This window comes from Gordonia sp. DT101 (genome assembly GCF_049844895.1).
In the GTDB taxonomy this organism is placed as follows: Bacteria; Actinomycetota; Actinomycetes; order Mycobacteriales; family Mycobacteriaceae; genus Gordonia.
In genome coordinates this window covers 598,570-625,044 of the sequence record NZ_JBNCLX010000001.1, presented here as the reverse complement: position 1 = coordinate 625,044, position 26,475 = coordinate 598,570, and the positions used below count along the sequence as shown (strand labels likewise).

General features: G+C 66.4%; 30 protein-coding genes, 1 tRNA gene, 1 other RNA gene and 1 riboswitch. Of the genes, 20 read left to right on the top strand and 12 right to left on the bottom strand.

Translation table 11 applies throughout. The features are described from left to right. The first annotated feature begins 20 nt into the window (after positions 1 to 20). Positions 21 to 110, top strand: a riboswitch (Fluoride riboswitch). Positions 111 to 129: 19 nt separating this feature from the next. From ACLQ3I_RS03115 to ACLQ3I_RS03105, 3 genes are read left to right on the top strand one after another with little or no spacing between them, the layout of a single operon-like run. Next, entirely contained in the window at positions 130 to 630 is a 501-nt protein-coding gene (locus ACLQ3I_RS03115) for a fluoride efflux transporter FluC (protein ID WP_425800087.1), read from the top strand. After that, positions 627 to 995: a fluoride efflux transporter CrcB gene (crcB, locus tag ACLQ3I_RS03110; protein WP_425800086.1), complete on the top strand. Its 369-nt coding sequence runs from the start codon at positions 627 to 629 to the stop codon at positions 993 to 995. Before ACLQ3I_RS03115 ends, crcB begins: the two co-directional genes overlap by 4 nt. Before the next feature lie 40 nt (positions 996 to 1,035). Continuing rightward, positions 1,036 to 1,566 (top strand): universal stress protein, encoded by a 531-nt coding sequence (locus ACLQ3I_RS03105; protein ID WP_425800085.1) that lies wholly within the window; start codon positions 1,036 to 1,038, stop codon positions 1,564 to 1,566. 212 nt (positions 1,567 to 1,778) lie between these two features. Here the strand turns inward: ACLQ3I_RS03105 and ACLQ3I_RS03100 are convergent, their stop codons facing one another. Together ACLQ3I_RS03100 and ACLQ3I_RS03095 are read right to left on the bottom strand one after the other, a co-directional pair. Continuing rightward, the gene (locus ACLQ3I_RS03100; protein ID WP_425800084.1) at positions 1,779 to 3,002 is read right to left on the bottom strand and encodes an acyl-CoA dehydrogenase family protein; all 1,224 of its coding nucleotides are present in this window, start codon (positions 3,000 to 3,002) and stop codon (positions 1,779 to 1,781) included. Between the two features lie 24 nt (positions 3,003 to 3,026). Further along, entirely contained in the window at positions 3,027 to 4,415 is a 1,389-nt protein-coding gene (locus ACLQ3I_RS03095; protein ID WP_425800083.1) for an acyl-CoA dehydrogenase family protein, read from the bottom strand. A 155-nt stretch (positions 4,416 to 4,570) separates the two neighbouring features. On the opposite strand from ACLQ3I_RS03095, the gene ACLQ3I_RS03090 reads away from it, so the two are divergent. Both ACLQ3I_RS03090 and ACLQ3I_RS03085 read left to right on the top strand, forming a co-directional pair. Next, positions 4,571 to 5,053 carry a DUF2752 domain-containing protein gene (locus tag ACLQ3I_RS03090; protein ID WP_425800082.1) on the top strand — a complete coding sequence of 161 codons (483 nt, stop codon included), beginning with the start codon at positions 4,571 to 4,573 and terminating at the stop codon, positions 5,051 to 5,053. A 76-nt stretch (positions 5,054 to 5,129) separates the two neighbouring features. Continuing rightward, the gene (locus ACLQ3I_RS03085; RefSeq protein ID WP_425791148.1) at positions 5,130 to 5,789 is read left to right on the top strand and encodes an MBL fold metallo-hydrolase; all 660 of its coding nucleotides are present in this window, start codon (positions 5,130 to 5,132) and stop codon (positions 5,787 to 5,789) included. Between the two features lie 33 nt (positions 5,790 to 5,822). On the opposite strand, the gene ACLQ3I_RS03080 is transcribed toward ACLQ3I_RS03085, so the two are convergent. Both ACLQ3I_RS03080 and hisN read right to left on the bottom strand, forming a co-directional pair. Further along, positions 5,823 to 6,218, bottom strand: coding sequence for a VOC family protein (locus ACLQ3I_RS03080; protein ID WP_425791150.1), 396 nt, complete (start codon positions 6,216 to 6,218; stop codon positions 5,823 to 5,825). Between the two features lie 84 nt (positions 6,219 to 6,302). Further along, positions 6,303 to 7,124: a histidinol-phosphatase gene (gene hisN / locus ACLQ3I_RS03075; RefSeq protein WP_425791152.1), complete on the bottom strand. Its 822-nt coding sequence runs from the start codon at positions 7,122 to 7,124 to the stop codon at positions 6,303 to 6,305. Positions 7,125 to 7,230: 106 nt separating this feature from the next. Between hisN and ACLQ3I_RS03070 the strand changes: the two genes are divergently transcribed. The 9 genes from ACLQ3I_RS03070 to ssrA all read left to right on the top strand — a co-directional run bounded on the left by ACLQ3I_RS03070 (position 7,231) and on the right by ssrA (position 14,217). Then, positions 7,231 to 7,629: a hypothetical protein gene (locus tag ACLQ3I_RS03070; RefSeq protein ID WP_425791154.1), complete on the top strand. Its 399-nt coding sequence runs from the start codon at positions 7,231 to 7,233 to the stop codon at positions 7,627 to 7,629. 68 nt (positions 7,630 to 7,697) lie between these two features. Further along, positions 7,698 to 8,813, top strand: a complete 1,116-nt coding sequence (gene prfB / locus ACLQ3I_RS03065) for a peptide chain release factor 2 (protein ID WP_425791156.1) — start codon at positions 7,698 to 7,700, stop codon at positions 8,811 to 8,813. Further along, complete coding sequence (locus ACLQ3I_RS03060; protein WP_425791158.1) at positions 8,806 to 9,762, top strand: mechanosensitive ion channel family protein; 957 nt, start codon at positions 8,806 to 8,808, stop codon at positions 9,760 to 9,762. Before prfB ends, ACLQ3I_RS03060 begins: the two co-directional genes overlap by 8 nt. Beyond that, entirely contained in the window at positions 9,752 to 10,216 is a 465-nt protein-coding gene (locus tag ACLQ3I_RS03055) for a hypothetical protein (RefSeq protein WP_425800081.1), read from the top strand. The genes ACLQ3I_RS03060 and ACLQ3I_RS03055 overlap by 11 nt, the downstream gene beginning before the upstream one ends. 73 nt (positions 10,217 to 10,289) lie before the next feature. After that, positions 10,290 to 10,976, top strand: a complete 687-nt coding sequence (ftsE, locus tag ACLQ3I_RS03050) for a cell division ATP-binding protein FtsE (RefSeq protein ID WP_425791162.1) — start codon at positions 10,290 to 10,292, stop codon at positions 10,974 to 10,976. Positions 10,977 to 11,063: 87 nt separating this feature from the next. Then, positions 11,064 to 11,972, top strand: coding sequence for a permease-like cell division protein FtsX (gene ftsX / locus ACLQ3I_RS03045; protein ID WP_425791164.1), 909 nt, complete (start codon positions 11,064 to 11,066; stop codon positions 11,970 to 11,972). A 26-nt stretch (positions 11,973 to 11,998) separates the two neighbouring features. Continuing rightward, the gene (smpB, locus tag ACLQ3I_RS03040) at positions 11,999 to 12,472 is read left to right on the top strand and encodes an SsrA-binding protein SmpB (RefSeq protein ID WP_164308896.1); all 474 of its coding nucleotides are present in this window, start codon (positions 11,999 to 12,001) and stop codon (positions 12,470 to 12,472) included. Positions 12,473 to 12,475: 3 nt separating this feature from the next. After that, positions 12,476 to 13,753, top strand: a complete 1,278-nt coding sequence (locus ACLQ3I_RS03035) for a glycoside hydrolase family 27 protein (RefSeq protein WP_425800080.1) — start codon at positions 12,476 to 12,478, stop codon at positions 13,751 to 13,753. A gap of 94 nt (positions 13,754 to 13,847) precedes the next feature. Beyond that, positions 13,848 to 14,217: a transfer-messenger RNA gene (gene ssrA / locus ACLQ3I_RS03030) on the top strand. Positions 14,218 to 14,285: 68 nt separating this feature from the next. Here ssrA and ACLQ3I_RS03025 read toward each other — a convergent pair. Beyond that, positions 14,286 to 15,788: a carboxylesterase/lipase family protein gene (locus ACLQ3I_RS03025; protein WP_425800079.1), complete on the bottom strand. Its 1,503-nt coding sequence runs from the start codon at positions 15,786 to 15,788 to the stop codon at positions 14,286 to 14,288. 193 nt (positions 15,789 to 15,981) lie between these two features. Here ACLQ3I_RS03025 and ACLQ3I_RS03020 point away from each other — a divergent pair, with 193 nt between their 5' ends. Beyond that, positions 15,982 to 17,778 carry a long-chain-acyl-CoA synthetase gene (locus tag ACLQ3I_RS03020; protein WP_425800078.1) on the top strand — a complete coding sequence of 599 codons (1,797 nt, stop codon included), beginning with the start codon at positions 15,982 to 15,984 and terminating at the stop codon, positions 17,776 to 17,778. Here the strand turns inward: ACLQ3I_RS03020 and ACLQ3I_RS03015 are convergent. Next, positions 17,718 to 18,425, bottom strand: coding sequence for an alpha/beta hydrolase (locus ACLQ3I_RS03015; protein WP_425791173.1), 708 nt, complete (start codon positions 18,423 to 18,425; stop codon positions 17,718 to 17,720). The genes ACLQ3I_RS03020 and ACLQ3I_RS03015 overlap by 61 nt on opposite strands. 97 nt (positions 18,426 to 18,522) lie before the next feature. Here ACLQ3I_RS03015 and pgm point away from each other — a divergent pair, with 97 nt between their 5' ends. The 3 genes from pgm to ACLQ3I_RS03000 all read left to right on the top strand — a co-directional run bounded on the left by pgm (position 18,523) and on the right by ACLQ3I_RS03000 (position 21,212). After that, positions 18,523 to 20,163: a phosphoglucomutase (alpha-D-glucose-1,6-bisphosphate-dependent) gene (pgm, locus tag ACLQ3I_RS03010; RefSeq protein WP_425800077.1), complete on the top strand. Its 1,641-nt coding sequence runs from the start codon at positions 18,523 to 18,525 to the stop codon at positions 20,161 to 20,163. Positions 20,164 to 20,277: 114 nt separating this feature from the next. Beyond that, entirely contained in the window at positions 20,278 to 21,024 is a 747-nt protein-coding gene (locus ACLQ3I_RS03005) for a DsbA family protein (RefSeq protein ID WP_425800076.1), read from the top strand. Between the two features lie 112 nt (positions 21,025 to 21,136). After that, positions 21,137 to 21,212, top strand: a tRNA-Ala gene (locus tag ACLQ3I_RS03000). 116 nt (positions 21,213 to 21,328) lie between these two features. Here ACLQ3I_RS03000 and ACLQ3I_RS02995 read toward each other — a convergent pair. Genes ACLQ3I_RS02995 through ACLQ3I_RS02980 form a run of 4 tightly spaced genes read right to left on the bottom strand, consistent with a single transcriptional unit; the run spans position 21,329 to position 23,740 of the window. Next, positions 21,329 to 21,838, bottom strand: coding sequence for a hypothetical protein (locus tag ACLQ3I_RS02995; protein WP_425800075.1), 510 nt, complete (start codon positions 21,836 to 21,838; stop codon positions 21,329 to 21,331). Beyond that, on the bottom strand, positions 21,835 to 22,536 hold the full coding sequence (locus ACLQ3I_RS02990) for a site-specific integrase (protein WP_425800074.1): 702 nt from the start codon (positions 22,534 to 22,536) through the stop codon (positions 21,835 to 21,837). Before ACLQ3I_RS02990 ends, ACLQ3I_RS02995 begins: the two co-directional genes overlap by 4 nt. 29 nt (positions 22,537 to 22,565) lie before the next feature. After that, positions 22,566 to 23,213: a hypothetical protein gene (locus ACLQ3I_RS02985; protein WP_425800073.1), complete on the bottom strand. Its 648-nt coding sequence runs from the start codon at positions 23,211 to 23,213 to the stop codon at positions 22,566 to 22,568. Next, on the bottom strand, positions 23,210 to 23,740 hold the full coding sequence (locus ACLQ3I_RS02980; RefSeq protein WP_425800072.1) for a hypothetical protein: 531 nt from the start codon (positions 23,738 to 23,740) through the stop codon (positions 23,210 to 23,212). The genes ACLQ3I_RS02985 and ACLQ3I_RS02980 overlap by 4 nt, the downstream gene beginning before the upstream one ends. A 97-nt stretch (positions 23,741 to 23,837) precedes the next feature. Between ACLQ3I_RS02980 and ACLQ3I_RS02975 the strand changes: the two genes are divergently transcribed. Beyond that, entirely contained in the window at positions 23,838 to 24,014 is a 177-nt protein-coding gene (locus ACLQ3I_RS02975) for a helix-turn-helix domain-containing protein (RefSeq protein WP_425800071.1), read from the top strand. A gap of 168 nt (positions 24,015 to 24,182) precedes the next feature. After that, complete coding sequence (locus ACLQ3I_RS02970) at positions 24,183 to 25,199, top strand: hypothetical protein (RefSeq protein WP_425800070.1); 1,017 nt, start codon at positions 24,183 to 24,185, stop codon at positions 25,197 to 25,199. Here the strand turns inward: ACLQ3I_RS02970 and ACLQ3I_RS02965 are convergent. Both ACLQ3I_RS02965 and ACLQ3I_RS02960 read right to left on the bottom strand, forming a co-directional pair. Further along, positions 25,145 to 25,870, bottom strand: coding sequence for an AbiV family abortive infection protein (locus tag ACLQ3I_RS02965; RefSeq protein ID WP_425800069.1), 726 nt, complete (start codon positions 25,868 to 25,870; stop codon positions 25,145 to 25,147). The two genes, ACLQ3I_RS02970 and ACLQ3I_RS02965, sit on opposite strands and share 55 nt — an antisense overlap. A gap of 97 nt (positions 25,871 to 25,967) precedes the next feature. After that, positions 25,968 to 26,465 carry a hypothetical protein gene (locus tag ACLQ3I_RS02960; protein WP_425800068.1) on the bottom strand — a complete coding sequence of 166 codons (498 nt, stop codon included), beginning with the start codon at positions 26,463 to 26,465 and terminating at the stop codon, positions 25,968 to 25,970. Positions 26,466 to 26,475: the final 10 nt, after the last annotated feature.

Here is a 26,475-nt window from a genome sequence, read left to right as displayed (position 1 = left end):
CATTCGGCAGCGGGTATAGGGTGTCGATGGGTGATGGATCTCGCCCGGGTTGACGGCCACAGCTGTCTATGCCCGAACCGCCGTTCTCGGCTGATGGTTCCTGTTCCGGTCGACGGATAGGGCTGCTGCATGGGTTCAGACCATTCCGCGGATCGTCCAGGTCGGGACGATCCGCACACCGAGCTCCCCACCGATCCCGACGCGGTTCGCCCGTTACACCTGCGCGTGGACGCGCTTGCCTGGGTCTTTGCCGGTGGTATGGCAGGCACCGGTTTGCGCTACGGGGTCGAGCAGTGGTTGCCGGCGGAGGGGACCGGGTGGCCGTGGGGCACGTTCCTGGTCAACCTGCTCGGTGCGTTCCTCCTCGGTGCGCTACTGGAAGGTCTTGTCCGCGCCGGTGACGACGACGGATGGCGTCGCCGCACGCGGCTCCTGGCAGGTACCGGGTTCTGCGGTTCCTTCACCACTTACAGCAGTTTCGCACTCGAGGCGTCGCTGATCACGTACCGCGGCGCGCCACTGGTCGCCTTCGGGTACGGGGTGACGACCGTGATCGTCGGGCTCTGCTGCGCATGGCTCGGTATCGCGGCGGCGGGCGCACTGTTGCGTCGGGGCGGTGAGGTGTCGTGACCGTCGTCGCGGTGATGCTTGCCGGCGCACTGGGGGCGGTTGCCCGTTTCGTCCTGGACGGTGCGATCAAACAATGGCGGCCGACGACCTTCCCCTGGGCGACGTTCGCCATCAACGTCAGCGGCTCGCTGCTGCTGGGCTTCTTGGCCGGTCTGGTCATGTTCCATACCGCTCCGGCGGGGTGGCAGACGATAGTGGGGACCGGATTCTGCGGTGGCTACACGACTTTCAGCACCGCGAGTTTCGAGACTGTCCGACTGGCAGAGCAGCGCCGGACGATGTCGGCGGCGGTGTACGCGATCGGGTCGCTGCTCGTGAGTTCGTTGGCATGCGGATTGGGGCTGGTGCTGGCATGGGCGATCTGACAGCTCGGCGCGGCGCGCCGAACGGGCGAAAGGCTTTGTGATGGAACGAGACGTCGACTTCGGTCAGCGGCCGGGCCCGACACCGTTGCGACGGAACCTACCCGGGCCACAGCCGCGCGAACCTGCGCGCGCGAGTCTTGTGGTGGGGTGGGACCGGAATCCGGCCAGTACCACTGCGCTACGGTTCGCGGTCGACCTCGCCCATCGGCTCACCGCTCACGTCCATGTGGTGCACATCGTCGATCTCGATGACATGCCGGTGGATCCGGACGCGCCGGACTGGGAGCAGCAGCTACGAGTCACCATCACCGGCGAGGCCGCCCAAGCACGTGACCTGCTCGACGAACTGGCTGCGTCCTGGACTTATCACAGCGGGCACGGCGCGGCCGCCGACCTGCTCGCCGTCGTCGCCGACCGATACTCGGCGTTGATGGTGGTGATCGGCAGTCCGCGCGGAGGTGTGCTGTCCCATCTCGATTCGGTTCTGGGACAGTCGGTTGCCCAGAGCCTGATCGGAAAGCACAGGACCCCTTTGCTCCTCGTGCCCGGCACCAAATCGCCGTCGACGTGATCCTGTCGGTCGAGTAGCCGAGCGCCGGGCTTAGTCGGTCGAGTAGGCGACGAGCGTAGCGAGGAGGCGTATCGAGACCAGCCCTCGTGGTGAGAGTTGGTCTCGATACGGCACTCACTCCGTTCGCGCCTACTCGACCGGCGGGTGGATGGTTCGCGCCTACTCGACCGGCGGGTGGATGGTTCGCGCCTACTCGACCGGCGGATGGGTTCCTACTTCAGCTCGGTGCTGCTCTTGTTGAGTACGCGCCGAGCGATGATCAGGTTCTGGATCTGCTGGGTCCCTTCGAAGATGTCCAGGATCTTCGAGTCACGGGCCCACTTCTCCACCAGCAGTCGTTCCGAATATCCCAGCGTGCCGGTCAATTCCACCACCTTGTTGGTGATGTCGGTCCCGGTGCGCCCGGCCTTCGCCTTGGACATCGAGGCCTCGAGGGAGTTCGGCTCCTTGTTGTCGGCCATCCACGCGGCGCGCATCGTGTGTAGATACGACGCCTCGAAATCGCTTTCCATCCGGATGAACTCGGCCGCGGCGGCATGCTGATCGGCGGCCGGACGGTCGTAGTCGATCTCGATGCCGGCCTCTTCCAGGATGCGACGCAGTTCTTCGAGCGCGGCGCGGGCGACGCCCACTGCCATACCCGCGACCATCGGCCGCGTGTTGTCGAAGGTCTGCATGACACCGCCGAAGCCCTTCTTGGTGTCCACCTCCGGAGATCCCAGCAGATTGTCCTTCGAGATGCGGCAGTTCTCGAAGCGGATGACCGCGGTGTCGGAGACGCGGATGCCGAGCTTGTGTTCGAGGCGGACGACCTCGACACCCGGATGTTCGCGGGGCACCACGAAGCTCTTGATGGCAGCCCGACCCAGGCTCTTGTCGACCGACGCCCACACCACGATGTGCGTGGCACGTGAACCCGCGGTGACGAAGATCTTCTCGCCGTTGAGGACGTACTCGTCGCCGTCGGGGGTGGCGGTGGTGGACACCGCAGCCGAGTCCGAACCGAAGCTCGGCTCGGTGATGGCCATCGCTGCCCACACCTTGCCGAAGTTCTTCAGCTGCTCGTCGGTCGCGACCGCGGCGATCGCCGCGTTGCCCAGTCCCTGATAGGGGATGGTCAGCATCAGGCCGACGTCGCCCCACGAGGTCTCCATCGTGTTGATCACCGACTGCATGTTGCCGCCGTTGACCACCGCACCCTCGGGCCTCGGCCGGTCCGACTTCTTCTGGCTGCGTCCGCCGTCCGCGCCCGCACCGGCCTGCCCGGCCTCGGCGAGACCGTCGTAGAGGCTCGCCAGGGTGTCGAGTTCGACGGGGTAGTCGTGCTCGCGCAGGTCGTACTTGCGTGAGATGGGCCGGAAGATCTCTGCGGCCGCCTGGTGGGCCTGGTCGATCGTCGCGCCCAGCTTCTTGGGGAGTTCGAGATTGATGCTCATGTCAGTTGTCCCTAGTTCCCGCCGTCAGAGGACGACGATGCCCTCGCCGATGCCTGCGCCACGCAGGTCGCGGTACCAGCGCTCGACGGGATGCTCCTTGGTGAACCCGTGTCCACCGAGCAACTGCACGCCGTCGAGACCGATCTGCAGTCCCTTGTCGATGGTCAGCTTGCGGGCGAGCGCCGCCTCACGGGCGAACGACAATCCCTGCTCGGCGCGTGCCGCGCCACGCAGCGTGACCAGCCGGATCGAGTCGACCTCGGTCGCGATGTTGGCGACCATGAACGCCACGGCCTGGCGGTTGGAGATCGGCTCGCCGAATGCCTCGCGCTCGTTGACGTAGGGGATCACGTAGTCGAGGACGGCCTTTGCGGTCCCGGCGGCCAGCGCCGACCAGCCCAGCCGCGACAGACGCACGACGTCGCGGTAGGCGGTGGCGGCGGCCTCGCCGTCGGTCCCACCGAGGAGGGCGGATTCCGGCACGGCGACGTCCTGCAGCAGCAGGCGTCCCATGCCCGCCGCACGCACGCCCATGCCCGGGTCGGCCTCGACGATCAGGCCCTTCGTGTCCGACTCGACGATGAACAGCGCAGGCCGACCGTCGAGCTGCGCGCCGACGATGAAGAGCTCGGACGATCCGGCCGCGGGGACGAACGACTTCACGCCGTTGAGTCGGTAGCCGCTGGGCACCCGGGTGGCCTTGGTCTCGAGCGCCAAGGCGTCGAAGAGCGGACGCGGCTCGGCGATCACGACCGCCGACTGCGGCACGTTGTCACCGGCGAAGTCGGGCAGGTAGGTGCGCTGCTGCTCGTCGGTGCCGAAGTTGGTCAGGGTCGTCGCGACCCCGCTCGGCGCGAGCAGGGGAAGTGCGAGACCCATGTCGCCGTAGGCCATCGACTCGGCGACCAACGCATTGGTCACCACGCCGCGCTCTGATGCGGCGCCCTCGAAGTCCTCCGGGACGTTGATCATCGTGATGCCGAGCTCGGCCGACCGCTTCAGGATCTCCTCGGGCGCGGCGGCGGCGTTGTCGGCGTCGTAGGCGGCCGGACGCAGGATCTCGACGGCGAATTCCTTCACCGTGTCGGCGATCATCTGCTGCTCGTCGTCCGGGTTCAGGTTGAAGTAATCCTTCGGGGCCGTCGTCAGGCGCTTGGCCTGACCGGAACCGCCGCCCTGGGCCGCCTTGAACGCCCGGTTCGCTGCACCGAGGGTTTGGAAGCCGGTCTTGGTGCCCTGGAAGGCGATCCGGTTGATGGGCTCGCGGATCTTGTACTTCTCCGCGAACTCGGATCCGGTCACCGTGGTCAGCACGCGCATCGCGGTACCGATGAACGAACGCGGGTGTGGATTCTTTCCGACGGCGGAGGTGTCGCGCGGTTCGGTATGCCGCGGCTCGGTCTGTGAGGTCATGATCACCAGCTGTTTCTCGGGCGGTTGGGGCCGCGTCCGGACGGACTCGCGACCCGATCTTACTCGGTAGTAAGTACAGACCTTACTATCCGGTAAGGAGCTTGTCACGCAGCTCGCCGATGACGATGGCGTCACGATCGATCTACGCTGGTCGGGTGACTTCGGGCGAGCAGGCGACGGTACCCACGAGTGGAACCGCCGCGCCCGAGCGGCTCGGTGGGGGCGGCCGTCTGACCGTAGCCGCAGTGGCTGCCGCGGGACTCACTGCGCTCGGGCTCGCGACTGCGCTCGGACCCCACGTGGTCGAACGGGGGCCGGCGCTCTGTCCGTTCCTCCGGATCACCGGACTGCCATGCCCGGCCTGCGGGCTCACCCGCAGCTGGGTCGCACTCGGGCACGGTGACGTGGCGTCGGCGTTCTCCTTCAATGCGTTCGGGCCGCTGTTCATGCTCGTGGTCGCGGTCGTCACCGTTGTCGCGATCGCCGCGCTGGCGACCGGACGTCCGGTTCTGACGCGAGTGCAGCGCACCCTGACCAGCCCGGTGGCCCTGGCCGTTCTGGTGGTCTGGTTCGGCTACGGGATCGTGCGTGCCGTCGACGCCGGATTCGGCTGGGGGGTCTTTCCGCCGATCACGTGACCGTGGTCAGCTGTCGGTGTTTGCGCGCTGAGTGTCGCGACGTGACGTCGGCACGACTCGGGAGCAGAGTGGACACATGCAGATCACTCACTTCGGTCACTCGTGCGTCCTGGTGGAGATCGACGGAACCAAGATCCTCTTCGACCCGGGCAATTTCTCCCATGGATTCGACGGCGTCACCGGGCTGGACGCGATCCTGATCACTCATCAGCATCCCGATCATTGCGACGTCGCCCGGTTGCCCGACCTCGTCGCGGCGAATCCCGACGCGATCCGGTACGCGGACCCACAGACCGCGTCACAGCTCAACGGCGACGACGTCGCGGGACCGTGGCAAACGGCCAACGCGGGGTCGCATGTTCAGATCGGGACGGTGACGGCGCGTATCACCGGCGGTCGCCACGCCGTCATCCATCCGGAGATCCCGGTGATCGACAATGTCGCCTATGTCCTCGACACCAAGTCGATGACCGGCCGGTTCATGCACCCCGGCGATTCGTTCTACATCCCGTTCGAGACGGTGGACGTGCTGGCACTGCCGTCGGCGGCGCCATGGATGAAGTTGAGTGAGTCGGTCGACTACCTCCGCGCGATGGCACCGCGCGTCGCCGTGCCGATCCACCAGGCGATCCTGTCGGATGCCGGTACCGGTATCCACTACGGACGGCTGTCCGAGATGAAGGACGCCGCCACCGAGTTCGTGGTCCTCGACGAGGAATCGGCCACGGATCTGTAGTCGCCTCCGAGCTCTGGTCGCCTGATCCCGCGCTCACGCAGGTGGGGCGAAGAACTCGAGGGCGATGCCGTCAGGATCGCGAAACGAGATGCCCGAGCCGTAATGAGCGTGCTTCACGCCGTTGTGCGAGATACCGAGTTCATCGAGTCGTGTTGTCCACGAATCGAGTTCATCGCGTCCGATGGCGAACGCGATGTGATCGAGTCCGGTGCGTCGTTCATCGAAGCTGTCGACGGGGCCCGGCTCGGTGTGCGTGTGCAGACCGAAGAGCATGCCGCCGTCGAGTGCGAACACGGTGTGATGGAATTTGCCCGACTCCTCATCCTCGTCGAGCACGGGGCCCGATCCGAAGAGTTCGGTGTACCAGCGGGTGCTGGCGTCGAGGTTCGTGACGGTGATGGCGGCGTGGGTCAACGCGGGAAATGCCATGTCCCTGCTCCTTGTCGGCGGATGCCCCCGCTCACCGATCCTAGGCCTACCGACACCGGTAGTGAACTCGTCGAACGGACGGTTTCAGGGACGATTCGGGGAGGGGGCGAGCGCCCCGAGGATTGTGTCCTGCAGCAGTCCGTTTGTCGCGATGGCGCTGCCACCGGACGGTCCGTCGGTGCCGTCGAGGCCCGTGAATCTCCCGCCCGCCTCGCGGACCAGGATGTCGAGTGCGGCGAGGTCCCAGAGAGAGACCTCGGGTTCGGCCGCGATGTCGACAGCTCCCTCGGCGACCAGACAGTAGTTCCAGAAATCCCCGTAGCCGCGGACCCGCCACACCTCATCTGTCAGCGCGATGAACTCGTCGCGGATGCCCCGATCGGCCCAGCCCGACAGACTCGAGAACGCGAGGCTGGCCGACGGGAGATCCGCGACGGCCGACACCGACAATCGGCGCGGCAGTTCCTCACCGTCGAACACCGAGAACGCCCCGATCCCCTCGGCGGCCCACCATCGGCGGCGCAGTGCGGGCGCCGACACCACGCCGACGCGCGGGACACCGTCGACGAGGAGGGCGATCAGCGTCGCCCACACCGGCACACCGCGGACGAAGTTCTTGGTGCCGTCGATGGGATCGACGACCCATTGCCTGCCGGTCAGCACGGCGTCCCCGCCGAACTCCTCGCCGAGTACCGCATCGTCGTGACGCCGGGCCGAGAGGCGTTGGCGCACCATGGTCTCGCATGCGAGGTCGGCGTCGGAGACCGGAGTGAGGTCGGGCTTGTCGTCGACGCGCAGATCGACGGCGCCGAATCGTTCCATCGTCAGGGCATCGGCCGAGTCCGCGAGCGACAGCGCGAGTTCGAGATCGTCGGAGATCGCGGTGGGCCCGAGGTCGTGTGACATGCGGGTAGGTTATCGCCACCGGCATGCATGTCACATCGGAGATCGGCGATGAGCTCCGCGGAGCGGTACGTCGGATTTGCCCGACCACCGACGGTAAGGTGGGCCCATGTGGCTCGCGGTGGCGTTCAGTGCGATCTTGGCGGCTCTTCTGGTGGCGCTGCTCGTCCAATGGCAGCGCGGACGGAACCCGCGCCCGCTCGACCCCTCGAGGGCCGGTCGGTTCGTGCAGGGCACGCTGACGGTCACAGGTGTGAGCGACCGGCCGGACCAGGGCGACGCGAAGGGGGAGCGGTACTGCACGGTGTCCGGGACGATCGTCGGACCGCAGACCGATCCCGCCGAGGTCTACGGGACCCTCGTGTTCGGCGAGCACGATCCCTGGCCGCAGATCGGCGCCGATCTGCCGGTCGTCTACAAGCCGGGCAAGGCGACATCGACGTGGCGGTTCGGCGAGTTGCCGCCGATGGATGCACCGCCACCGCCCGGGCAGTTCCCGCCCGCATGATCAACCGCGCCACGAGGTAGCGGGCAGGGGCATACCGAGACTGTTTTGCCCCGGTAGTCTTGGTCACCGTGCATCCCGACGTAACCGCAGACCTCGAATCCATCGGCACCACCTTGACCACGGTCGAGAAGGTGCTCGACCTCGACGAGTTGCGTCGTCGGATCGACGAACTGGAGATGCAGGCCTCTGACCCCGAACTCTGGAACAACCAGGAGCACGCGCAGAAGGTCACCAGTGAGCTCTCGCATGCGCAGTCGGAGTTCCGCAAGGTGAGCGAATTGCGTCAACGCCTCGACGATCTCCCCGTCCACTACGAACTCGCCGAGGCGGAGGAGGGCGACGACAAGGTCGCCGCGCTGGCCGATGCCGATGCGGAGCGCGCGTCGTTGCGGGCCGATGTGGAGGCCATGGAGGTCAAGACCATGCTGGCCGGCGAGTACGACCAGCGTGATGCCCTGGTCAACATCCGTTCCGGCGCGGGTGGCGTGGATGCTGCCGACTGGGCGCAGATGCTGATGCGCATGTACATCCGCTGGGCCGAGAAACACAACTACGGCGTCGAGGTGTACGACACCTCCTACGCGGAGGAGGCTGGCATCAAGAGCGCCACCTTCACGGTGAAGGCGCCGTACATGTACGGCACGCTGTCGGTCGAACAGGGCACCCATCGTCTGGTGCGAATCAGCCCGTTCGACAACCAGAGTCGTCGGCAGACCTCGTTCGCCGAGGTCGAGGTGCTGCCCGTGGTCGAGACCACCGACCACATCGACGTCGACGAGAACGACGTGAAGGTCGATGTGTACCGGTCGTCGGGTCCCGGTGGCCAGTCGGTCAACACCACCGACTCCGCGGTCCGGCTGACCCACCTCCCGACCGGGATCGTCGTGACCTGTCAGAACGAGAAGAGCCAGCTGCAGAACAAGGCGTCGGCGATGCGTGTTCTGCAGGCCAAGCTGCTCGAACGCAAGCGCCAGGAGGAGCGAGCCGAACTCGACGCCCTGAAGGGCGACGGCGGTTCGAGCTGGGGCAATCAGATGCGGTCGTACGTCCTGCACCCTTATCAGATGGTCAAGGACCTACGGACCAACGTGGAGGACAACAACCCGACCGCGGTCATCGACGGCGACATCGACAAGTTCATCGAAGCCGGAATCCGATGGCGGATGGCTTCTGCAGATGCGTGATCTGACGCCGCTGGCGTTTGCCGACGGCGCGACGGCGTCGGTACTCGGTCGGTTCTACGTCTGGGCGGCCACCGACGGACTCGAGATCCTGATCTGGATTCTCGGGGGTCTCCTCGTGATCAGATGCATCCGGTGGTCGGCCGACAAGTACGCGGCGCGTGTCGAGTCGCAATTCCACAACAGCGACCTCATTGTCCAGACCGAGGACTCCAAACATCGCCGGGCCCTGGTCGACGTCGTCGCGTGGACGATGATCGTCATCGTGGCGATCATCGTGATCCTGCGCATCATGGTGGTCTTCAACATCCCGATCACCGGCCTGACCGGTCCGGGCGCGGTCATCGGCGCAGCTCTCGGTTTCGGTGCGCAACGTGTCGTCCAGGACATCCTCGCGGGGTTCTTCGTCGTCGCCGAAAAGCAGTACGGATACGGGGACGTGGTCAGCCTCACGGTCACCGGGAGCACTCTTGCCGAGGGCACCGTCGAGGATGTCACGTTGCGCATGACCAAGCTCCGCACCAGCGAGGGCGAGGTGATCACGGTGCCGAACGGCCAGATCATCAAGGCCACCAACCTCTCCAAGGATTGGGCGCGTGCCGTGGTCGATGTGCCGGTGCCCGCCGAGGCCGACATCGCCAAGGTCAACGAGACCCTGGATCGCGTGGGGAGCGACTTCTACGAGGAGAAGCGGTGGCACGATCTGATGCTCGACCCGCCTTCGCCGCTCGGCGTGATCAATCTCGAACTGGACTCGATCACCGTGCGCGTGGTGGCGCGCACGCTGCCGGGTAAGCAGTTCGACATCAGTCGTGCACTGCGTGTCAGCATCGTGCGCGCCCTGGCCCGCGAGGGGATCACGGTGGCACCGGGGCGCGAGGTGGAGGCCGCGAGCGCCCCGCCGGCGGCCCTGGCCGACGAGGTCGGGAAGGCGAAGCACCGTGACGAGTGAGCACGCCGAGCAGGACGAGGTCAGGGAACGCAAACCGCGCAACTGGCGACACGTCTACAAGACCCGCATGCGCACGAGCACGGCCATCTTGCTGATCGTTTTTCTCGGCTCGATCGTGCTCTACGGCTACACCTCGCAGCGCTACGGGGTGGTCGCCCCACCCACACCGCAGCCGGCACGGACGACGCAGTCGAGCACGACGACCACACCGACGCCGCAGCCGTCGTCGACCCCGAGTTCGACTCCGTCGTCGACGTCGACCACGGAGTCGACGACGACGCCCGGAAACGAGACCGGCCAGAACAACGACAACAACCCCGAAGGTGATCAGACGGGCCAGCAGCGGGGCACGACGACCACACAGCAGACCGTTCCTGGACTACCTGGTGTGACACTGCCCAATTTCGGCAATGCGCCACAGACCGGGGACCAGAGTTCGGTGCCGCAACGGTGATCGGCCGAGCATGAATCGTCGGTGACGCCGACCTGAGCGGACCTCTCAGGGCCCACCGTTACACTGGCTTCTCGTGATCACGCTGGAGAACGTCACGATGAAGTACAAGGCTTCCAGCCGACCCGCCCTGTCAGATCTCAGTCTCGAGGTCGACAAGGGTGAGTTCGCGTTCCTGATCGGTCCGTCGGGCTCGGGCAAGTCCACCTTCTTCCGCCTGCTGTTGAAGGAAGACAGGCCGACGTCGGGGCAGGTGTATGTGGGGGAATTCCACGTCAACACGCTCAAGGCGCGCTCGGTACCGAAGCTGCGTCAGTCGATCGGCTGCGTGTTCCAGGACTTCCGTCTGCTGCAGCAGAAGTCGGTGTCGGACAATGTCGCCTTCGCCCTCGAGGTCATCGGCAAGCCGCCGTCGACCATCCGCCGGGTGGTGCCCGAGGTGCTCGACTACGTCGGGCTCGCGGGCAAGGCCGACCGGATGCCCACCGAACTCTCGGGCGGAGAGATGCAGCGGGTGGCGATCGCCCGGGCGATCGTGAATCGCCCGCTCGTCCTGCTCGCCGACGAGCCGACCGGAAACCTGGATCCGGAGACGAGCGAGGAGATCGTCGATGTGCTCGACCGGGTGAACCGGCGCGGCACGACGGTGGTCATGGCCACGCACGACCGCCACATCGTCGATGCGATGCGTCGACGGGTCCTCGAGTTCGACAACGGCCGGCTGGTCCGCAACGACCCGCAAGGGGTGTACGGCATCGGTTAGCCGATACCTCCGCAACCCGCCCCGTGACACGACCGCCGGAGGGAACCGACCCTTCCGCCCTCGATCCCTGTAAGGACTGCGCACTCCATGCGAGCGAACTTCATCATCAGTGAGGTCCTCAACGGTCTCCGCCGCAATGTGACCATGACGATCGCCATGATCCTGACGACGGCGATCACTCTCGGTATCTTCGGTGGCGGACTGTTGGTGATCCAGATGGCCGACAAGAGTCAGAAGATCTTCCTCGACCGGGTGGAGATGCAGTTCTTCATCAATGACGCGGTCTCCGAAGCGGACCCCAACTGCCAGCAGGCGCCGTGCTCGGTCCTGCGCACCGAGATCCAGAACCACCCCGGTGTGGGCTCGGTGACGTTCATCGATCGCAAGGAGGCCTTCGAGGCCGCCAAGCAGACGTTCAAGGACAACCCCGACATCGCCGACAACATCCGCGAGGGCACCATCCCGGCGTCGCTCAAGGTGCGGATGTCCGACCCCTCGCAATTCGGGCCGGTGCTCGACGAATTCAAGGGTCGAAAGGATCTCGGCGTCGACGGGGCGCTCGACCAGCGTGAATTGGTGAAACGAATATTCAGCGTGCTCGACGGAACCCGCAACGCGGCGTTCGCCGTTGCGCTCGTGCTCGCCCTCGCGGCGATCCTGCTGATCGCGAACACCGTTCAGGTGGCGGCGTTCACTCGTCGGACCGAGGTGTCGATCATGCGATTGGTGGGCGCCACCCGGTGGTACACGCAGTTACCGTTCCTGCTCGAGGCGGTGGTGGCGGCCCTTGTCGGCGCATTCCTCGCGATCGGAGGGCTGTTCGCCGCGAAGGTCCTCTTCTTCGACAAGGCTCTGGCGGATCTGTACGGTGTCAACATCCTGGCGCGCATCGGGGCATCCGACGTGCTATTCGTGTCCCCGTGGCTGATCATCGGTGGAATTCTGTTGTCAGGTGTCACTGCATATGTGACGCTTCGCGTGTACGTCCGCGAGTGACGAACCCAGTATGAGGAGGTGTTGAGATGGTGAAGGAGAAGGGCCGCACGGTCATCGCGACGAACCGTAAGGCGCGCTACAACTACGCCATCCTCGACACCTACGAGGCCGGGATCGCGCTGCTGGGTACCGAGGTGAAGAGCCTGCGGGACGGCAAGGCCTCTCTCGTCGATGCGTTTGCCACCGTCGACGACGGTGAGATCTGGCTGCGTGCCCTGCACATCCCCGAATACGGGAGCGGATCGTGGACCAACCACACTCCGCGCCGCAACCGGAAACTCTTGATGCACAGGCGTGAGATCGACAACCTGATCGGCAAGATCCGGGACGGGAATCTCACCCTGGTCCCGCTGTCGATGTATTTCAGCGACGGCAAGGTGAAGGTGGAACTCGCACTCGCGCGAGGCAAGCAGGCGCACGACAAACGACAGGACATCGCGCGGCGGACCGCGCAGCGTGAAGTGGCCCGCGAGATTGGTCGTCGCGTCAAGGGGATGTGATCGGTGCCGATACCTCGTGCCCGGGGGACGGGCCGCCGACTCCTCTGCGTGGTGGTCGTCGGGTTGGCCGTGCTGGTCGCGGGCTGCACGCCGGAGCCGCCGGGCCGGATCGGCGGTGACGCCGTCGCCGTCGCCGATCTGCCCCCGACTCCGCCGATGGGGTGGAACAGCTGGAACACCTTCGGCTGCAACATCACCGAACAGACCGTGCGGGGACAGGCCGACGCGCTCGTGTCGTCGGGTCTGCGTGACGCCGGTTATCGGTATGTGGTGGTCGACGACTGCTGGGCGGCAGACCAGCGTGCCGCCGATGGCTCGCTGCAGGCCGATCCGGCCCGATTCCCGTCGGGGATGGCGGCACTCGGGACCTACCTGCATGAGCGTGGGCTCAAGTTCGGTGTCTATTCGGGCGCAAGCAAACAGACCTGCACGCAGTTTCAGGGAACGCACCCGGGCTCGACCGGGAGCCGCGGGCATGAAGTGCAGGATGCGCGGACCTTCGCCAACTGGCAGGTCGATTATCTGAAATACGACTGGTGCTCAAGCGATTCCGACCATGACCACCAGGTCGAGGCGTTCACCGCGATGCGTGACGGCATCCGCGACACCGGGCGTCCGATCCTCTACAGCATCAATCCGAACAGCGGGGTGAGCGGATCGGTACCGGGTACCCGCTACGACTGGGGCGGGGTGGCGACGATGACGCGGGTCACCAACGACATAACTCCGCAGTGGTCCACGGACACCGGGTCATCGGGCGCGCAGGGCATCACCGACATCGTCGACGCCATCGCACCGTTGGCGGCCCGGGTGCGGCCGTCGTCGTACAACGACCCCGACATGTTGGTCGTCGGTGTGGACGGGGAGCCGGGGTTGACCGTCGCCGAGCAGCGGACCCAGATGTCCATGTGGGCCATGATGGCCGCGCCCCTCATGGCGGGTAACGACCTCACGCGGATGTCGCAGGCGACGATCGACATCCTGCGGAATCGGGCGGTCCTCGCGATCGACCAGGACCAGCGCGTGAGCGCGGGCGCACCCGTGGACAACGATCCCGAGATCTGGGCCCGGGCGATCGGGGAGAAAGGCATCGTCGTGTCGTTGACCAACCGGCAGGGCCATCCCCGCCGGATGTCGGTTCCGCTGACGAGTCTCGGGCTGGTGGGCGACAAGACCGTGAGTGCGGTCGACGCGTGGACCGGGCGGCGATACCAGGCCTCGGGTGGCCGGCTCAGCGCCGACGTCGGTGTCCACGACACGGTCGTCTTGCAGATCGCGTGAGAACGGCGACGGCCGCTGCGGATACCCGGATGATTTCGTCGCCGGGCGTTGTTAGACTGAAGTGCTCACCGAGAGATCGGTGGGTTCCTGTCTCGGGGCTGATCGGTTTCGACTGCGTGCGTCGAGGTAGGGGAAGCGTGTCGGTGCAGGCTAGAGACCACCGTAAGCGTCGTAGCAACCAATTAAGCGCCGATAAGAATCAGCGCGACTACGCCCTCGCTGCCTGACAGCGACGGCTAGTCTGTCGGCCCGGGTCTGCTCCCAGCCCGGGTCCCGGCATCATCTCGGGAGCTCACCGTCCTCGCCGGTCGCGGGTGTGGACGGGACAACCAACAGCGACTGGGATCGTCATCCTGGCTTGTTCGCGTGACCAGGAGATCCGAGTAGAGGCATAGCGGACTGCACACGGAGAAGCCCTACTGAAGCGACGGAGGACCCGGGTTCAATTCCCGGCAGCTCCACAGCAGACGGCCCCCGAACCATTGCGGTTCGGGGGCCGTTTCCGTTTCCGTGGTGCGGTGGCCGGGATGCGTCAGCGGACGCCTTCCCACGCCTTCCGTTCGTCCTTGGCCGGATCCGAGACGTCGGCGACGATGTCGGTCATCAATCCGACGTGACGGGCACTGAGATCGTAGGACGTCCAGCCCGGAGAGCCGGTGGTGACGAAGTCGACCCAGACGCGATGGGCGGTGTCGGCAACCGCCTGCGACGGGTGGTCGCCGAGGCGAGGCGTCACCGTCTTCTCGTGCAGGGTGTCGAAGACGAACGGGATCTCCGCCGCGTGCGACGCGCCGAACCCGCGGTTCTCCGACGGGTCCGGATAGTCGAATCGGTACATCCAGGTCGGCGTCCCGCCGGCGCGCACCCGTGTCTCCGCGACCCGCAGTGCCGGGATGCCGAAGAACCAGTCGGTGACGACGGCGGCGACGAGATCACCGGGGCGCGCATCCGGACGGTTGCGCGCATAGGTTTCGATTGCCTGCTCGTCCAGTCCATACACCCGCGCGGTCGCGGTGAAGGTCGGTTCGTCGATGAGGTCGATGGTCTGCGGCGCCACCAGGAACAGCCGGGCCTCGTCTCTGGTCGAGCCGGTCAGCACCGCCACGTCGGCGCCTGCGCCCTCGGCCATGGCGTCGAGCGGGTGGCGCGGCAGGACATCTCCGTCGACGACAGGCGCAAAGGGCAGCAGGCTCATCGCGAGGGTGCCCCACTTCTCGGGGTCGGGAGTGGTCTGCACCTCGGTCACCAGATCAGCGGCGGCGGCCACCAACCTGTCCAGCGGGACCGCGGCGATGGCCTCCCGGGTCGGCTCGACGCCGAGTGACTCGGCCAGGTAACGGCCGACCATCAGTCCCTGTTCGGGACTGATGGTGTGCGCGGTCGCGCCCGACTGGGTGATCGCCCGCGTGAACAGGCCGCGGGCGGACGGCATCGTCAGCAAGGTGGACACACTCATCGCGCCGGCGGATTCGCCTGCGACGGTCACCTGACCGGGATCGCCGCCGAACGAGGCGATGTTCTCGCGCACCCATCGCAAGGCGGCGATCTGGTCCTGCAGCCCGAGATTGGCGGTGCCGTCGTCGAGGTACAGGAAGCCTTCGGCGGCCAACCGGTAGTTCACGGACACGAGCACCACCCCGTCCCTCGCGAACGCCGTGCCGTCGTACTCGGCCACCGAGTTCGACCCGTTCATGAACGAGCCGCCGTGGATCCACACCAGCACGGGCCGCGCGTCATCGAGACCGGGGGACCAGACATTCACGTTCAGGCACTCGGCACCGTCGACGGTCACCTCGGCGAAGAGCGTCGCGTAGTGCGGCGGGTAATCACCCTTGGGTACCGTCGGGCCGAACTCATCGCAGTCCCGCGGCTCCTGCCACGCCTCCGGAGGCTGGGGAGGGCGCATCCGGTTGTCCCCGAACGGAGCTGCCGCGTAAGGGATTCCGAGGAATCGGACGACGCCGTCGGTGAGTCCCCGGCCGCGTACGGGTCCGGCCGTCGTGGTGGCGACGGGACGCTCGGATCCATCGGACATGACAATCCTCCTCCATGGTGTGATGGTAGTCACATCAGTATCGGTCGGAGTCACTGGATCGACCGACGAATCGGCGATCCTCTTCTGACCACGGATGTCTTCGGATAGCCTGACGGTCACGATCGGGTCGGTTGTGGCGTACGCGGGGGCGGACGTGTCGATCGGCGACAAGCGATGCTGGGGAGGAACACAGATGGCGGCAGTGGCGGAAAACCGTGACCACATCGACGTGACCGGGGGAGACATCCTGCGTGGACTACGCGGGATCGGCAAGGACTGGCGCATCCTCGCCGGCGTGGTCCCCAAGATGATTCCTCGACCACTCACCCGCACCGAGTCGGTCGGCAAGACCTTCCAGGAGACGGCGGCGAAATACGCCGACCGCCCGTTCCTGCGATTCCACGGTGAATCGATGACCTACCGGGAATGCAACGCCCAGGTGAATCGCTTCGCGGCGTTTCTCGCGGAGCGCGGGATCGGCCGCGGCGATGTGGTCGCCATCCTGGCCAAGAACCACCCCGACGTCGTGCTGTGCATGCTCGCCACCGTCAAGCTCGGGGCGATCGCCGGCATGATCAACTTCCATCAGCGCGGCAACGTGCTCGAGCACAGCCTCGGTCTCATCGATGCGAAAATCCTTCTGCTGCAGCCAGGGCTGGAAGAAGCCGTGGAATCCGTACCGAGTGAGGCGTTGCCGGCCGCGATCGTCGACTTCGACGATCTGAAGACGCAGAGCGCCACGCTGAGCCCGGCCGACCCGGCTGTGACCGATACCGTCCAGGCCGGCGAGACGGCGTACTACATCTTCACCTCGGGTACGACGGGATATCCCAAGGCCAGCAGGATGAGTCATCATCGATGGCATGTCGCGATGCACGGCATCGGGGGCATGGGGGTGCGCCTGCGTCCGGACGACACCATGTACGCGGCGCTGCCGCTTTATCACAACAACGCCCTGACGGTGTCCGTGTCGGCGGCGATGCGCGCCGGTGCCTGCGTGGCGGTTGGCGAACAATTCTCCGCGTCCGGATTCTGGGACGACATCATCCTCAACAAGGCCACCGCGTTCTGCTATATCGGGGAGCTGTGCCGTTACCTGCTCGCCCAGCCGGAGAAGCCCACCGACCGTGCGCATTCCGTCCGCGTCGTGGTCGGGAACGGGCTGCGGCCGGAGATCTGGGACGAGTTCACCACGCGATTCGGTATCGACCGGGTGGCCGAACTGTACGCCGCCAGCGAAGGAAACATCGGTTTCGTCAACCTGCTGGGGATTCCGAAGTCGGCCGGCTTCAGCCCGCTCAAGTACGCGATCGTCGAGTTCGACGAGGAGAGCGGGGAGCCCCGCCGCGACGGCGACGGCCACGTGATCCCGGTCGGCAAGCACGGCACCGGACTGCTGCTCGGTGAGATCAACGAGCGGGCCCACTTCGACGGATACACGGACCCGAAGGCGTCGGAGAAGAAGATCGTCGGCGACGCGGTGAAGGCCGGCGACCGCTGGTTCAACACCGGAGACGTGGTGCACGATCAGGGATTCGGCCACATCGCCTTCGTCGACCGGATCGGGGACACCTTCCGGTGGAAGGGCGAGAACGTCGCGACGACGGAGGTCGAGGCGGCCCTGGACTCCTGCGACCTCGTCGACCAGTCGGTGGTGTTCGGGGTCGGGGTGCCGGGAGCGGACGGCAAAGCGGGCATGGCCGCGGTCCTGCTCGCCGACGGTGCCCGCTTCGACCCTGACAAAATCGCCGAGCATGTGCGGGAGACGCTGCCGCGCTACGCGATACCGCTCTTCATCCGAATCGTCGACCATCTCGAACACACCTCGACGTTCAAGAACGTCCGAGTCGGTCTACGCAATCAGGGATACACCGACGTCGGTGACGACCCGGTGTTCGTCCTGCGGGGGAACCCGGCCACCTACGAGCCCTACCGGCCCGAGTACCTCGACGACGTGATCGCGGCGGGCGGGGCGAAGGTCTCCTCCTGAGTCGGTGACGGGACCGGATCGCGGCGTCGGGTGACGGCCGCACCGACGAAATCGAGTGCGGCGCCTTGCCACATCCGGAGGTGATCGAGCATGGCGTGGTCGCCGTCGGGCACCGGGACGAAGGTGGCGTCCACGCCGCGGGCATCCAGTTCGCGCACGCCCTTCTCGGTGCGGCGCGGATAGGTCCGCTCGTCGGCGGTCCCGTGCATCGCCACCACGCGGACCCCGTCGTGGATGAAATGCCAATCGGCGTACTGCCACCACGGGGCGAGGGCGAGCAGACCGACGACCCGCCGATCGGCCGCGAGCCGTGCGCCCACCCGGCCGCCCATCGAGTGCCCGATCAGCACGATCGGCACACCCGGGTGAGTGCGCTCGAGGTCGTCGAGTGCGGCCCGCGCGTACGGCATCGGACTGTTCTGTCGGCCGTTCCACCCGTAGACGCGATAGCGGACCTGCCGCACGCATACCGACCGCCCGAACCGGGCCCGGATCGACCAGGTGAACGGATACATCCGTAGCGCAGACGCCTGACGTGGACTGAACGGGCGGTAGCTGGAGTCGGTGCCGCCCGGCAGGACGAGGACGACCAGTTCGGGGGAGGAACGATTCGTGACCACGCGAGCGAGGAGTCGTGTGAATCTCATGCGGAACGGCCCTCCGTGGATCATGCGGACAGAGCTCACGGTAGCCGTTCGCTCGTAGTCACCGACCGGATCGGTCCCACGATGGCAGAATTGCGGCATGGCACACCCGCGCGCAGGAACACTGGCACTCCCCGAAGATCTGATCGATGTGACTGCTGTCGAACGCGCCTATTACGACCGTGCCCCGGACCCGACCGATCCGATGCAGCAGGTGTTGTTCGGTACCTCGGGGCACCGCGGGTCCAGCCTGGATTCGGCGTTCAACGAGGCGCACATCCTCGCCACCACCCAGGCGATCGTCGAGTACCGGACGTCGGCCGGGATCACCGGCCCGCTGTTCATCGGGTTCGACACCCATGCGTTGTCGATCCCGGCCTGGCGGAGCGCGCTCGAGGTGTTGACGGCGAACGAGGTCACCGTCTACATCGCGGAGAACGAGAAATTCACGCCGACACCGGCGGTCAGCTTCGCGATCCTGCGCTTCAATCAGGCCAATCCGGGGGTGCTCGCGGACGGGATCGTCGTGACGCCGTCACACAATCCGCCGCGCGACGGCGGGTTCAAGTACAACCCGCCCAACGGCGGACCGGCCGACACCAGCATCACGTCGGTCGTCGCGCGGCGCGCGAACGAGCTGCTCGCCGCCGGCCTCGCAGGTGTCAAGCGCATCCCGTTCGAGCGAGCACGCAAGAGCGAGTACATCCGTGAGTATCCGTACACGTTCAACTATGTGGATCATCTGCACGAGGTGGTCGACATGGCGGCCATCCGCGATGCCGGAGTCCACATCGGCGCCGACCCGCTCGGCGGTGCGTCGGTCGGGTACTGGGCGGAGATCGGGTTCCGCTACAACCTCCAGAACCTGACCGTCGTCAACCCGACCGTCGATCCGACGTTCCGCTTCATGACCCTCGACACCGACGGCAAGATCCGGATGGACTGCTCGTCGCCCAACGCCATGGCGTCGCTGATCTCCGCGCGGGACAGCTACGACATCGCGACCGGCAACGACGCGGATTCCGACCGCCACGGCATCGTGACCCCGGATGCCGGACTGATGAATCCCAATCACTACCTTGCGGTGGCCATCGAGTATCTCTTCACCCATCGCGAGGGCTGGGGTGCCGACGCGGCGGTGGGGAAGACGCTGGTGAGTTCGTCGCTGATCGACCGCGTCGTCGGCGGCATCGGTCGGCGACTCGTCGAGGTGCCGGTCGGGTTCAAGTGGTTCGTCGACGGATTGCTGGACGGCAGCATCGCATTCGGTGGCGAGGAGAGCGCCGGGGCATCGTTCCTGACCTTCGACGGCGGGCCGTGGTCCACCGACAAGGACGGGATCATCATGGCCCTGCTGGCGTCGGAGATGCTCGCGAAGACCGGCAAGACGCCGTCGCAGCGGTACCGCGAGCTCGCGGAGCGGTACGGGGAGAGCGCATATGCGCGCATCGACGCCCCGGCGTCGCGAGATCAGAAGGCGTTGCTGGCGAAGCTGTCCGCGAATCAGGTGAGCGCCACCGAGCTCGCCGGTGAGCCGATCACCGCGATCCTCACCGAGGCGCCGGGCAACGGCGCACCGATCGGGGGCCTGAAGGTGACCACCGAGAACGCGTGGTTTGCGGCACGTCCGTCGGGAACCGAGGACGTCTACAAGATCTATGCCGAATCGTTCAAGGGCGCCGAGCATCTCGCGACAGTGCAGGCGCAGGCGCAGGAGCTGGTCGATTCCGTTCTCGTCTGACCTGCGCCTCGTCTCAGTCTGCTCTCATCGGCAGCTGGCTAGAGTCGACGTCGTCAACCGGTCGACGTCGGCCGCGATTCCCGGCGGTCGCGTGAGCGATGAGAAGGTAGTGGTGTGAGCGACAAGCGCAAGCCCGCGACGCCCAAAGAGACGTCGAGATATCAGCCGAGGGCCACCTCGAGCCGGACCACCTACATCCTGGCCGGCGCCGCGGTCGCGGTGATCGCCGCGCTGGTGGTCGGTGGCATCGTGTGGAACAGCCACCGTGACTCCGGCGGAGTCGACGAGGCGGTGCTCAGCGAGAACGCGGCGCAGATCATCGGCGCGCCGTCGGCCCCGCAGACGATCGATGTGTTCGAGGACTTCATGTGCCCGGTGTGCCATGAGTTCGAGCAGCAGTCGGGCGCCTCGATCACCAAGGCGATCAACGACGGCACGCTGCGGGTCCGCTATCACATGCTGAACTTCCTCGACAAACAGTCGTCGTCGGGGGACTACTCCTCGCGGGCCGCAGGTGCCGCCCAGTGTGTGGGCGCCGGGGAGGACAAGGAGATCTTCCTCAGGTTCCATTCCGCACTGTTCGCCAACCAGCCCAAGGAGGGCGGCGGCACGGACCTGAGCAACGCCGATCTCGCCCGCATCGCGGGCGAGCAGGGGGCATCACCGGCGACCCAGAAGTGCGTCGCGGACGGGGCCAAGGTCACCGAGGCGAAAGACGCCGCCGACCAATCGGAGACCCAGCTCTCGAAGGCCACCAACGGTCAGGTCGCCACACCGACGGTGCTGTCGGGCGGAGCGCCCGTCGACGGCATCATGGACGGCACCGGATGGCTCGACGGCCTGCTCGCCGACAAGGGCTGAGCGCGGGCGGCGGATTTGGCCGGAATCCCGGCGATGGTGTAGTTTTGCCCTTGCTCTTGAAACGATGTGACCACCGCGGTGAGCACTCCGAAGGGCCGAGACAACTACACACGGGGCTATGGCGCAGCTGGTAGCGCACCACACTGGCAGTGTGGGGGTCAGGGGTTCGAGTCCCCTTAGCTCCACCAGCAGAAACCCCCTCCGGCCAGCGTCGGAGGGGGTTTCTCGTTCCCGGGGTAGCCCGCCTCAGAGCCTCAGTGGGCCAACGGTGGGCCAAGGGGTTTCAGTGGCCCAACAGTGGGCCTCACAGCCGCCCGTTGGCGAAGGGCAGACGGCCGTGGTGGTCACGGAACGCGGCGATCATGGCGCTCTCGGTCGGGGTGGCGTCGGCGTTCGATGTCTCGCGCCAGCCGACGAGAAGGTCGGCGTGATCGGCGAGCTGCCAGACACGGCGGCCTCCGGTGTGCGCGACGGGCTCACCGGCCCCATATCGGCGGTACTCGCTCAGGCGCACTTGGAGTCCGCGACGCCCGGTCTTTCCGGCGTTGGCTTTGCCGATATAGATCACACGGCTCTCCGGTACCCAGCGATCCTGGAGGGCGGCGACGGGCTCGGTGCGGTCGATGCCTTTGAAGTGGCGTGCCGGTGATACGTCGAGGAACTGAGGCGGTGTGTCGGTGGGCCGCACCACGACATAGACGCCTGGCCCACGGGGCACGTCGGCGCTCGGCAGTTCACTGAATCGGACCCAGCCAGAGAACAGCGAGAGGTCGATCTCAGGCGGCAGGTCGCCGCCGTTGGGGTGCTTGCTCATCCGAACAGTGAACCACCGGCGGCGCGCAACTCGTCGGCCTTCGCGTCGGCGTAGACGGCCAGACTCATCTCCGGTGAGTGGCCGTGCCAGGCCGCCACGACGTGGACCGGCAACCCACGGTCGAGCATCAGCGACACGGAGGTGTTGCGAAGTCCCTTGAGTTGGATGCGCCGCAGACCGGCCCGTTCGCGGATGCGCTGGAACTCATCGCTCCACCACTCCGGCGAGACCGGCGCGCCATCCTCGCGCGTGACGACGAGCTGGTCCTCGTCCCACCCGGTGCCCAACGCCAGCGCCTCAGCTTTCTGCCGACGCTTGAGCGCCGGGAGGGCGGCCACGACATCGGCGGGCAGCGGGAGGTCCCGGCGTGACCGGCGCGGCTTCGGCAACCCCTCGTCGGTGCGGCCCGAATCCAGCGCCACACGGCCCCGACGAACATGGAGGACATTGCCCTCGATGGCCGACCACCTCAGGCACAGGACCTCGGATCGGCGCATGCCATAGATCGAGAGCAACCAGCAGGCGTACAGGCGGTGATCGGCAACGGCGGCGCGGAACGCCTCAGCATCGGCCAGCGCCCACGACTTCGCCGTGATCACCGCATCGTCGGTCTCTCCGATGGGGTCGGCTGGCCGCTCCACCAAGGCGATGACGTTGCGCGGCAGGACACCCTGATCGACGTAAGACCTCACGACCATGGTGAACACGGTGAGCGTCGAGCGGGCCGTCACCGGCTTGACCCCACGCGCGCTTCGTCGTCGGCCTTCTGGGCCTGGGCGGGTCCGTAGACCGCGCGGCGCAGCCGGATCACACGGCCTCGCTGTGCGAGATGGGAGAGCCGTGTGGCAGTGTCCTCACCGGGGAACGCCGCCGCGATCTGTGCGGAGGTGATGCCCTCGGGATGCTTCTCGATCAACGCGACGATCCGGCTGGGAAGGCTATGCGGCACAGTGTGTTTCACGCTCTGTCGGCCGCCGGTAAGCATCCATGACACCAGCGCGTCACCGTCGTTCTTGGTCAGCGCCTGGAGCTTCTTGCCGCCCAGGAACCGTCGCACGGGCTTGAGGCTAGTGGCGTAGCCCTCCAGGGTGACCGGCCTGACCCCACGGCGACCGGCCAGCCACGCGTCGCACGCCTCGTCCACGGTCATCGCCGTGGGCTTGGAGTAGGTGCCCGCCGCGACCTCAGTGGTGATCCGGCGGTACTCACGGCGCGCCTCGGCCAGCGTGCGGTAGGTGAACCGACGCCGATCCCGCGAGCCATCGGGCTTCGCGCCGACATCGACGCGGAACTCATACGACACGGCTCCGTTGGCGGCAATGCGCTTGCTGATCGGTTCGGCGCGGCGCCTGCGGGTGTTCTCGGTGGTGCTCATCGGGTGGTGTCCTTCTGTCGTGGCTGCGGGCGTTTGGGGAGGTCAGCGGCGAGGAAACCGGCGTCCTTGGCCTTCTTGATGAGCCGGTCGACGGTCGCCTTGGTGAGGTTCATGTCCTCGGCGATGGTGGCGCGGACGGGGTGGCCCTCCTGGATCGCGATCTGTGCGCGTTGGGCTACTTCCCACACGCGGGGATCAGCGCCGTCGGCCTCGTCGGGGCGCGCGGTGTTGTCGAAGCTGTAGCCGACGGCTTCCACGCCCAGGTCACACAGCTCACGGGCGGCGGTCTGCACCGCTGTGTGGGCCAGCCGACGGGCCGGGATCGCCCGCAGCGCGTGGTAGTCCACGGCCGCGCCCTCATCGGCGACGACGGTCAGCTCGCGGATGAACGGGCCGTCGGCGTCGGTGCCGGATCGCACGTGGAAGGTGAACGGGAGGTCGTGGAGCCGAATCTCGGTGCGGCCGTCGTCGCCTCGGTGCGCGGACACCACGTCGCCGCGCTTGGGGAGTTCTCGGTGAGTGCTCACGACGCGAACGCTATAACCTGGACATTCCTCAAGCAAGCCCTCACGCTTATGTACATGACCGCACAGTGAACAGACCAGCACGGCGACGATTGACGAATTGCGTAGCGGGCCGCCGACTCTCAGCGTCGGAGAGGCCGCCGCCTACCTCGGGGTGAGCCGTGCGTACGGCTACGAGATGGCCCGCGAGGGCCGGTTGCCGGTGATCAAGCTCGGATCGTGCCGGGTCCGCGTCCCCACGGCGGCGCTGATCAAGATGCTCGGAGCGGAAGCTTGAGGTCCCACCCACAGCGCTCGAACCGAGATACGCTGTGGCGTAGGCGATTACTCCTCACCGATGTGTGTCGACCCCCTTATGAGGCCATGAGGGGGTCGACGTATGTTCATGGCTGCCCGAGTTCATACGCGGAGCCGCTTGTCGGTGGCTCGCGCTACATTTGCCGCCATGGATCAGAGACCCCGAAACACCTTCAGGTTCGCAGTGTGCGCTCCCGACGGTCGGCGCTCTGCGGTCTGGAGGGTCTGGACCGGTGACAAGAAGCGCGTTACTGACGAGGTGTATGCAGCTCCGCGAATGCGTGCGTCCGAGATCAAGTTCAGCCTGCATAGCTCTGGTTACCGTCAATTTGGCTACACCGACAAGGCGCGTGCAAAGCTCCGGGCAGGCGACCGCCATGCGGTCGCACGGTGGAGCCGGACCGACGGGCTGGAGGTTGGGGGGTGGGATATCTGCCTGGTCCTCATGTTTGCCGACAGCGAGTTACGGGGTATTCCTGGTGGGCTCACTGACGACGTATATCGAGTCCCCGCCGCTGAGGAGGGTGTCGGGACAGGAATCGCAGTTCTCACTGCACCGCTCGGTACGCCGACACATGGGTTAGAGCATGAGCCAGTAGCGTTACTCGACCGGAGCCTCGGTGAAGCGACCGTTGCCATAGTGGTTTCGTACGGACCGTTTGACCCCGCAGTGCCGCTTGGCCTCCGCGCTGAATCGAACCAATCGATACCGCTAGTGATCCCAGGAATCGTCAATCCGGAGCCGTTTGATGTGAGGCTCGGAGAATTGCCGGGAGGAGGCGCCCCACGGGCCGTCGAAATCGCGCGGGACGATATCAAGTCGCTACCAGCATTGCCTCCGTTCGTTGGGGACGTGTTGCCGTGGGACGAGTGTCCCGACGATTCAGTCAGGGAGCGATCCCTCGCGTGTGGGCTGCTGGTGTTCGGCCGCGACCGTCCCCATCGGCTGTATGTCGATCAGAGGGCACGCTGTGATCATTCGAGCCTCGGAACGATTGCTCAGAAGTGTATTGACGATGTTGATCGAAGTGGCACATTCGACAATGGTTGGGGCGCGCTCGACACGGGTGAGAGATGCACGATCCTGTCGAGCCGCAGCAATCTGGCAGATCACGGGATCTTCGTAGAAGACGGGGGTTCGTTCGAAATGCCCCCGTTGCCCTGAACCTCGTCGGCCTCACCATCGCCTTCCATATGCGCGATGAAGTCGGCGAACTCATCGGGGTGCGCGAGTGGCAGAAGGAGCCAGTGGAGCCTCGACACGAACTCGTCGGGGTCATCGCGGTCCTGGCGGCGGGTCTGATCGCGGATCAGACTCATCTCGGCAACCTGGGCGACGCGTAATAGCTCAGCGGCGATGGGCTCGGCGTCGATGTCGAGGGGCGTGCTGAACCGGCCGCCAGCGCCGGGTGCGGAGGCGACGTAGAACCCGGCCTGCTTCTGCGCGTCAACCTCGGCGGGTACCCGCGCGGGCTCAGCGGTTGCGCCGTCCTCCCACGCGCTGTAGTCGCCCCAGAACGGGCCGAGGTTCCGCGCGTAGTCGTCTGTGGCGCTGATCTTCTCGCGGTGATCCCGCGACACCGACAGGTGCGCCTTGGAGCCCTGCGGCGGTGTGAGCGTGACGGTGCCACCGCCCTGATCCCAGACCGGTGAGGCGTCGTCGTAGACGGCCTGCGCGCGGGCGAGTTCTTCTTGGGTGAGGATCAGCAGGGAGCGGGACCGGCCCGCTGATCCCTTGGTGAGCAGTGTGTCGGCGTCGTCGATGAGCGCGACGGCGTTGGCCATCAGCGCGCGCCAGAAGCGCCGGGCGTTCTCAGCAGACATCGCGAGGGGCATGGGGTCATCATGCACGTCGGCACCGACAGCGGCGGCCGGAATCTCGACGCTTAGTCCGTCAGGGCCACACAGCTCACCTTCCGCGCTACCCGACGCCTCAGCGGGTGCCGACGGGGTGGACGGTGAACGACCCGGGCACGGAGCCGGATCGGATCAGCGAGAGCGCGTGGTTGCGGGTGGGCTCATCGGCGTCGGCGGGCAGGAATAGCGCGCGGTCGATATCGGCCTGGCCGATCCGGCGTGAGGCGTACAGCTCGCGGGCGAGACCGGTGATCGACGGCCAACAGTTCGCAACGAGTTTCGGGACCTGGCCGGAGGGGTCACCGGCGGCGCGGAGTGCGGTGGCGTCGTGGTGGCGGTGCGCCATGACCAGGCGCAGCCCGCGTGGGGTCGGCGGGCCACCGTGGCGCGCGAACGCTTCACCGTAGACGCCTGCGAACACGATGTCGCCGCGCCGTTGGCCGGTGACGTGCTGCCGGTAGGTGGTGAGGCCCGCGCGTTCGGGATCGTCCGGTGTCAGCACGGACTTCTCGACGGTCGCCCCGTAGACGGTGGCGATGACCGCGTGCGCGGATTCGTGGATCGCGGTCAGCATCTCCTCACCC

Excerpts from the sequence above, each read along its gene's own strand:
- ACLQ3I_RS03100 (WP_425800084.1), bottom strand. The coding sequence starts at position 3,002 with ATGAGCATCAATCTCGAACTCCCCAAGAAGCTGGGCGCGACGATCGAC.
- ftsX (WP_425791164.1), top strand. The coding sequence starts at position 11,064 with ATGCGAGCGAACTTCATCATCAGTGAGGTCCTCAACGGTCTCCGCCGC.
- ACLQ3I_RS02995 (WP_425800075.1), bottom strand. The coding sequence starts at position 21,838 with ATGAGCAAGCACCCCAACGGCGGCGACCTGCCGCCTGAGATCGACCTC.
- ACLQ3I_RS02970 (WP_425800070.1), top strand. The coding sequence starts at position 24,183 with ATGGATCAGAGACCCCGAAACACCTTCAGGTTCGCAGTGTGCGCTCCC.
- ACLQ3I_RS03070 (WP_425791154.1), top strand. The coding sequence starts at position 7,231 with ATGTGGCTCGCGGTGGCGTTCAGTGCGATCTTGGCGGCTCTTCTGGTG.
- ACLQ3I_RS02965 (WP_425800069.1), bottom strand. The coding sequence starts at position 25,870 with ATGCCCCTCGCGATGTCTGCTGAGAACGCCCGGCGCTTCTGGCGCGCG.
- pgm (WP_425800077.1), top strand. The coding sequence starts at position 18,523 with ATGGCACACCCGCGCGCAGGAACACTGGCACTCCCCGAAGATCTGATC.
- smpB (WP_164308896.1), top strand. The coding sequence starts at position 11,999 with ATGGTGAAGGAGAAGGGCCGCACGGTCATCGCGACGAACCGTAAGGCG.
- ACLQ3I_RS02985 (WP_425800073.1), bottom strand. The coding sequence starts at position 23,213 with ATGAGCACCACCGAGAACACCCGCAGGCGCCGCGCCGAACCGATCAGC.
- ACLQ3I_RS03020 (WP_425800078.1), top strand. The coding sequence starts at position 15,982 with ATGGCGGCAGTGGCGGAAAACCGTGACCACATCGACGTGACCGGGGGA.
- hisN (WP_425791152.1), bottom strand. The coding sequence starts at position 7,124 with ATGTCACACGACCTCGGGCCCACCGCGATCTCCGACGATCTCGAACTC.
- ACLQ3I_RS02960 (WP_425800068.1), bottom strand. The coding sequence starts at position 26,465 with ATGCTGACCGCGATCCACGAATCCGCGCACGCGGTCATCGCCACCGTC.
- ACLQ3I_RS03025 (WP_425800079.1), bottom strand. The coding sequence starts at position 15,788 with ATGTCCGATGGATCCGAGCGTCCCGTCGCCACCACGACGGCCGGACCC.
- ACLQ3I_RS03015 (WP_425791173.1), bottom strand. The coding sequence starts at position 18,425 with ATGAGATTCACACGACTCCTCGCTCGCGTGGTCACGAATCGTTCCTCC.
- ACLQ3I_RS03085 (WP_425791148.1), top strand. The coding sequence starts at position 5,130 with ATGCAGATCACTCACTTCGGTCACTCGTGCGTCCTGGTGGAGATCGAC.
- ACLQ3I_RS03115 (WP_425800087.1), top strand. The coding sequence starts at position 130 with ATGGGTTCAGACCATTCCGCGGATCGTCCAGGTCGGGACGATCCGCAC.
- ACLQ3I_RS03095 (WP_425800083.1), bottom strand. The coding sequence starts at position 4,415 with ATGACCTCACAGACCGAGCCGCGGCATACCGAACCGCGCGACACCTCC.
- ACLQ3I_RS03060 (WP_425791158.1), top strand. The coding sequence starts at position 8,806 with ATGCGTGATCTGACGCCGCTGGCGTTTGCCGACGGCGCGACGGCGTCG.
- ACLQ3I_RS02990 (WP_425800074.1), bottom strand. The coding sequence starts at position 22,536 with ATGGTCGTGAGGTCTTACGTCGATCAGGGTGTCCTGCCGCGCAACGTC.
- ACLQ3I_RS03105 (WP_425800085.1), top strand. The coding sequence starts at position 1,036 with ATGGAACGAGACGTCGACTTCGGTCAGCGGCCGGGCCCGACACCGTTG.
- ACLQ3I_RS03080 (WP_425791150.1), bottom strand. The coding sequence starts at position 6,218 with ATGGCATTTCCCGCGTTGACCCACGCCGCCATCACCGTCACGAACCTC.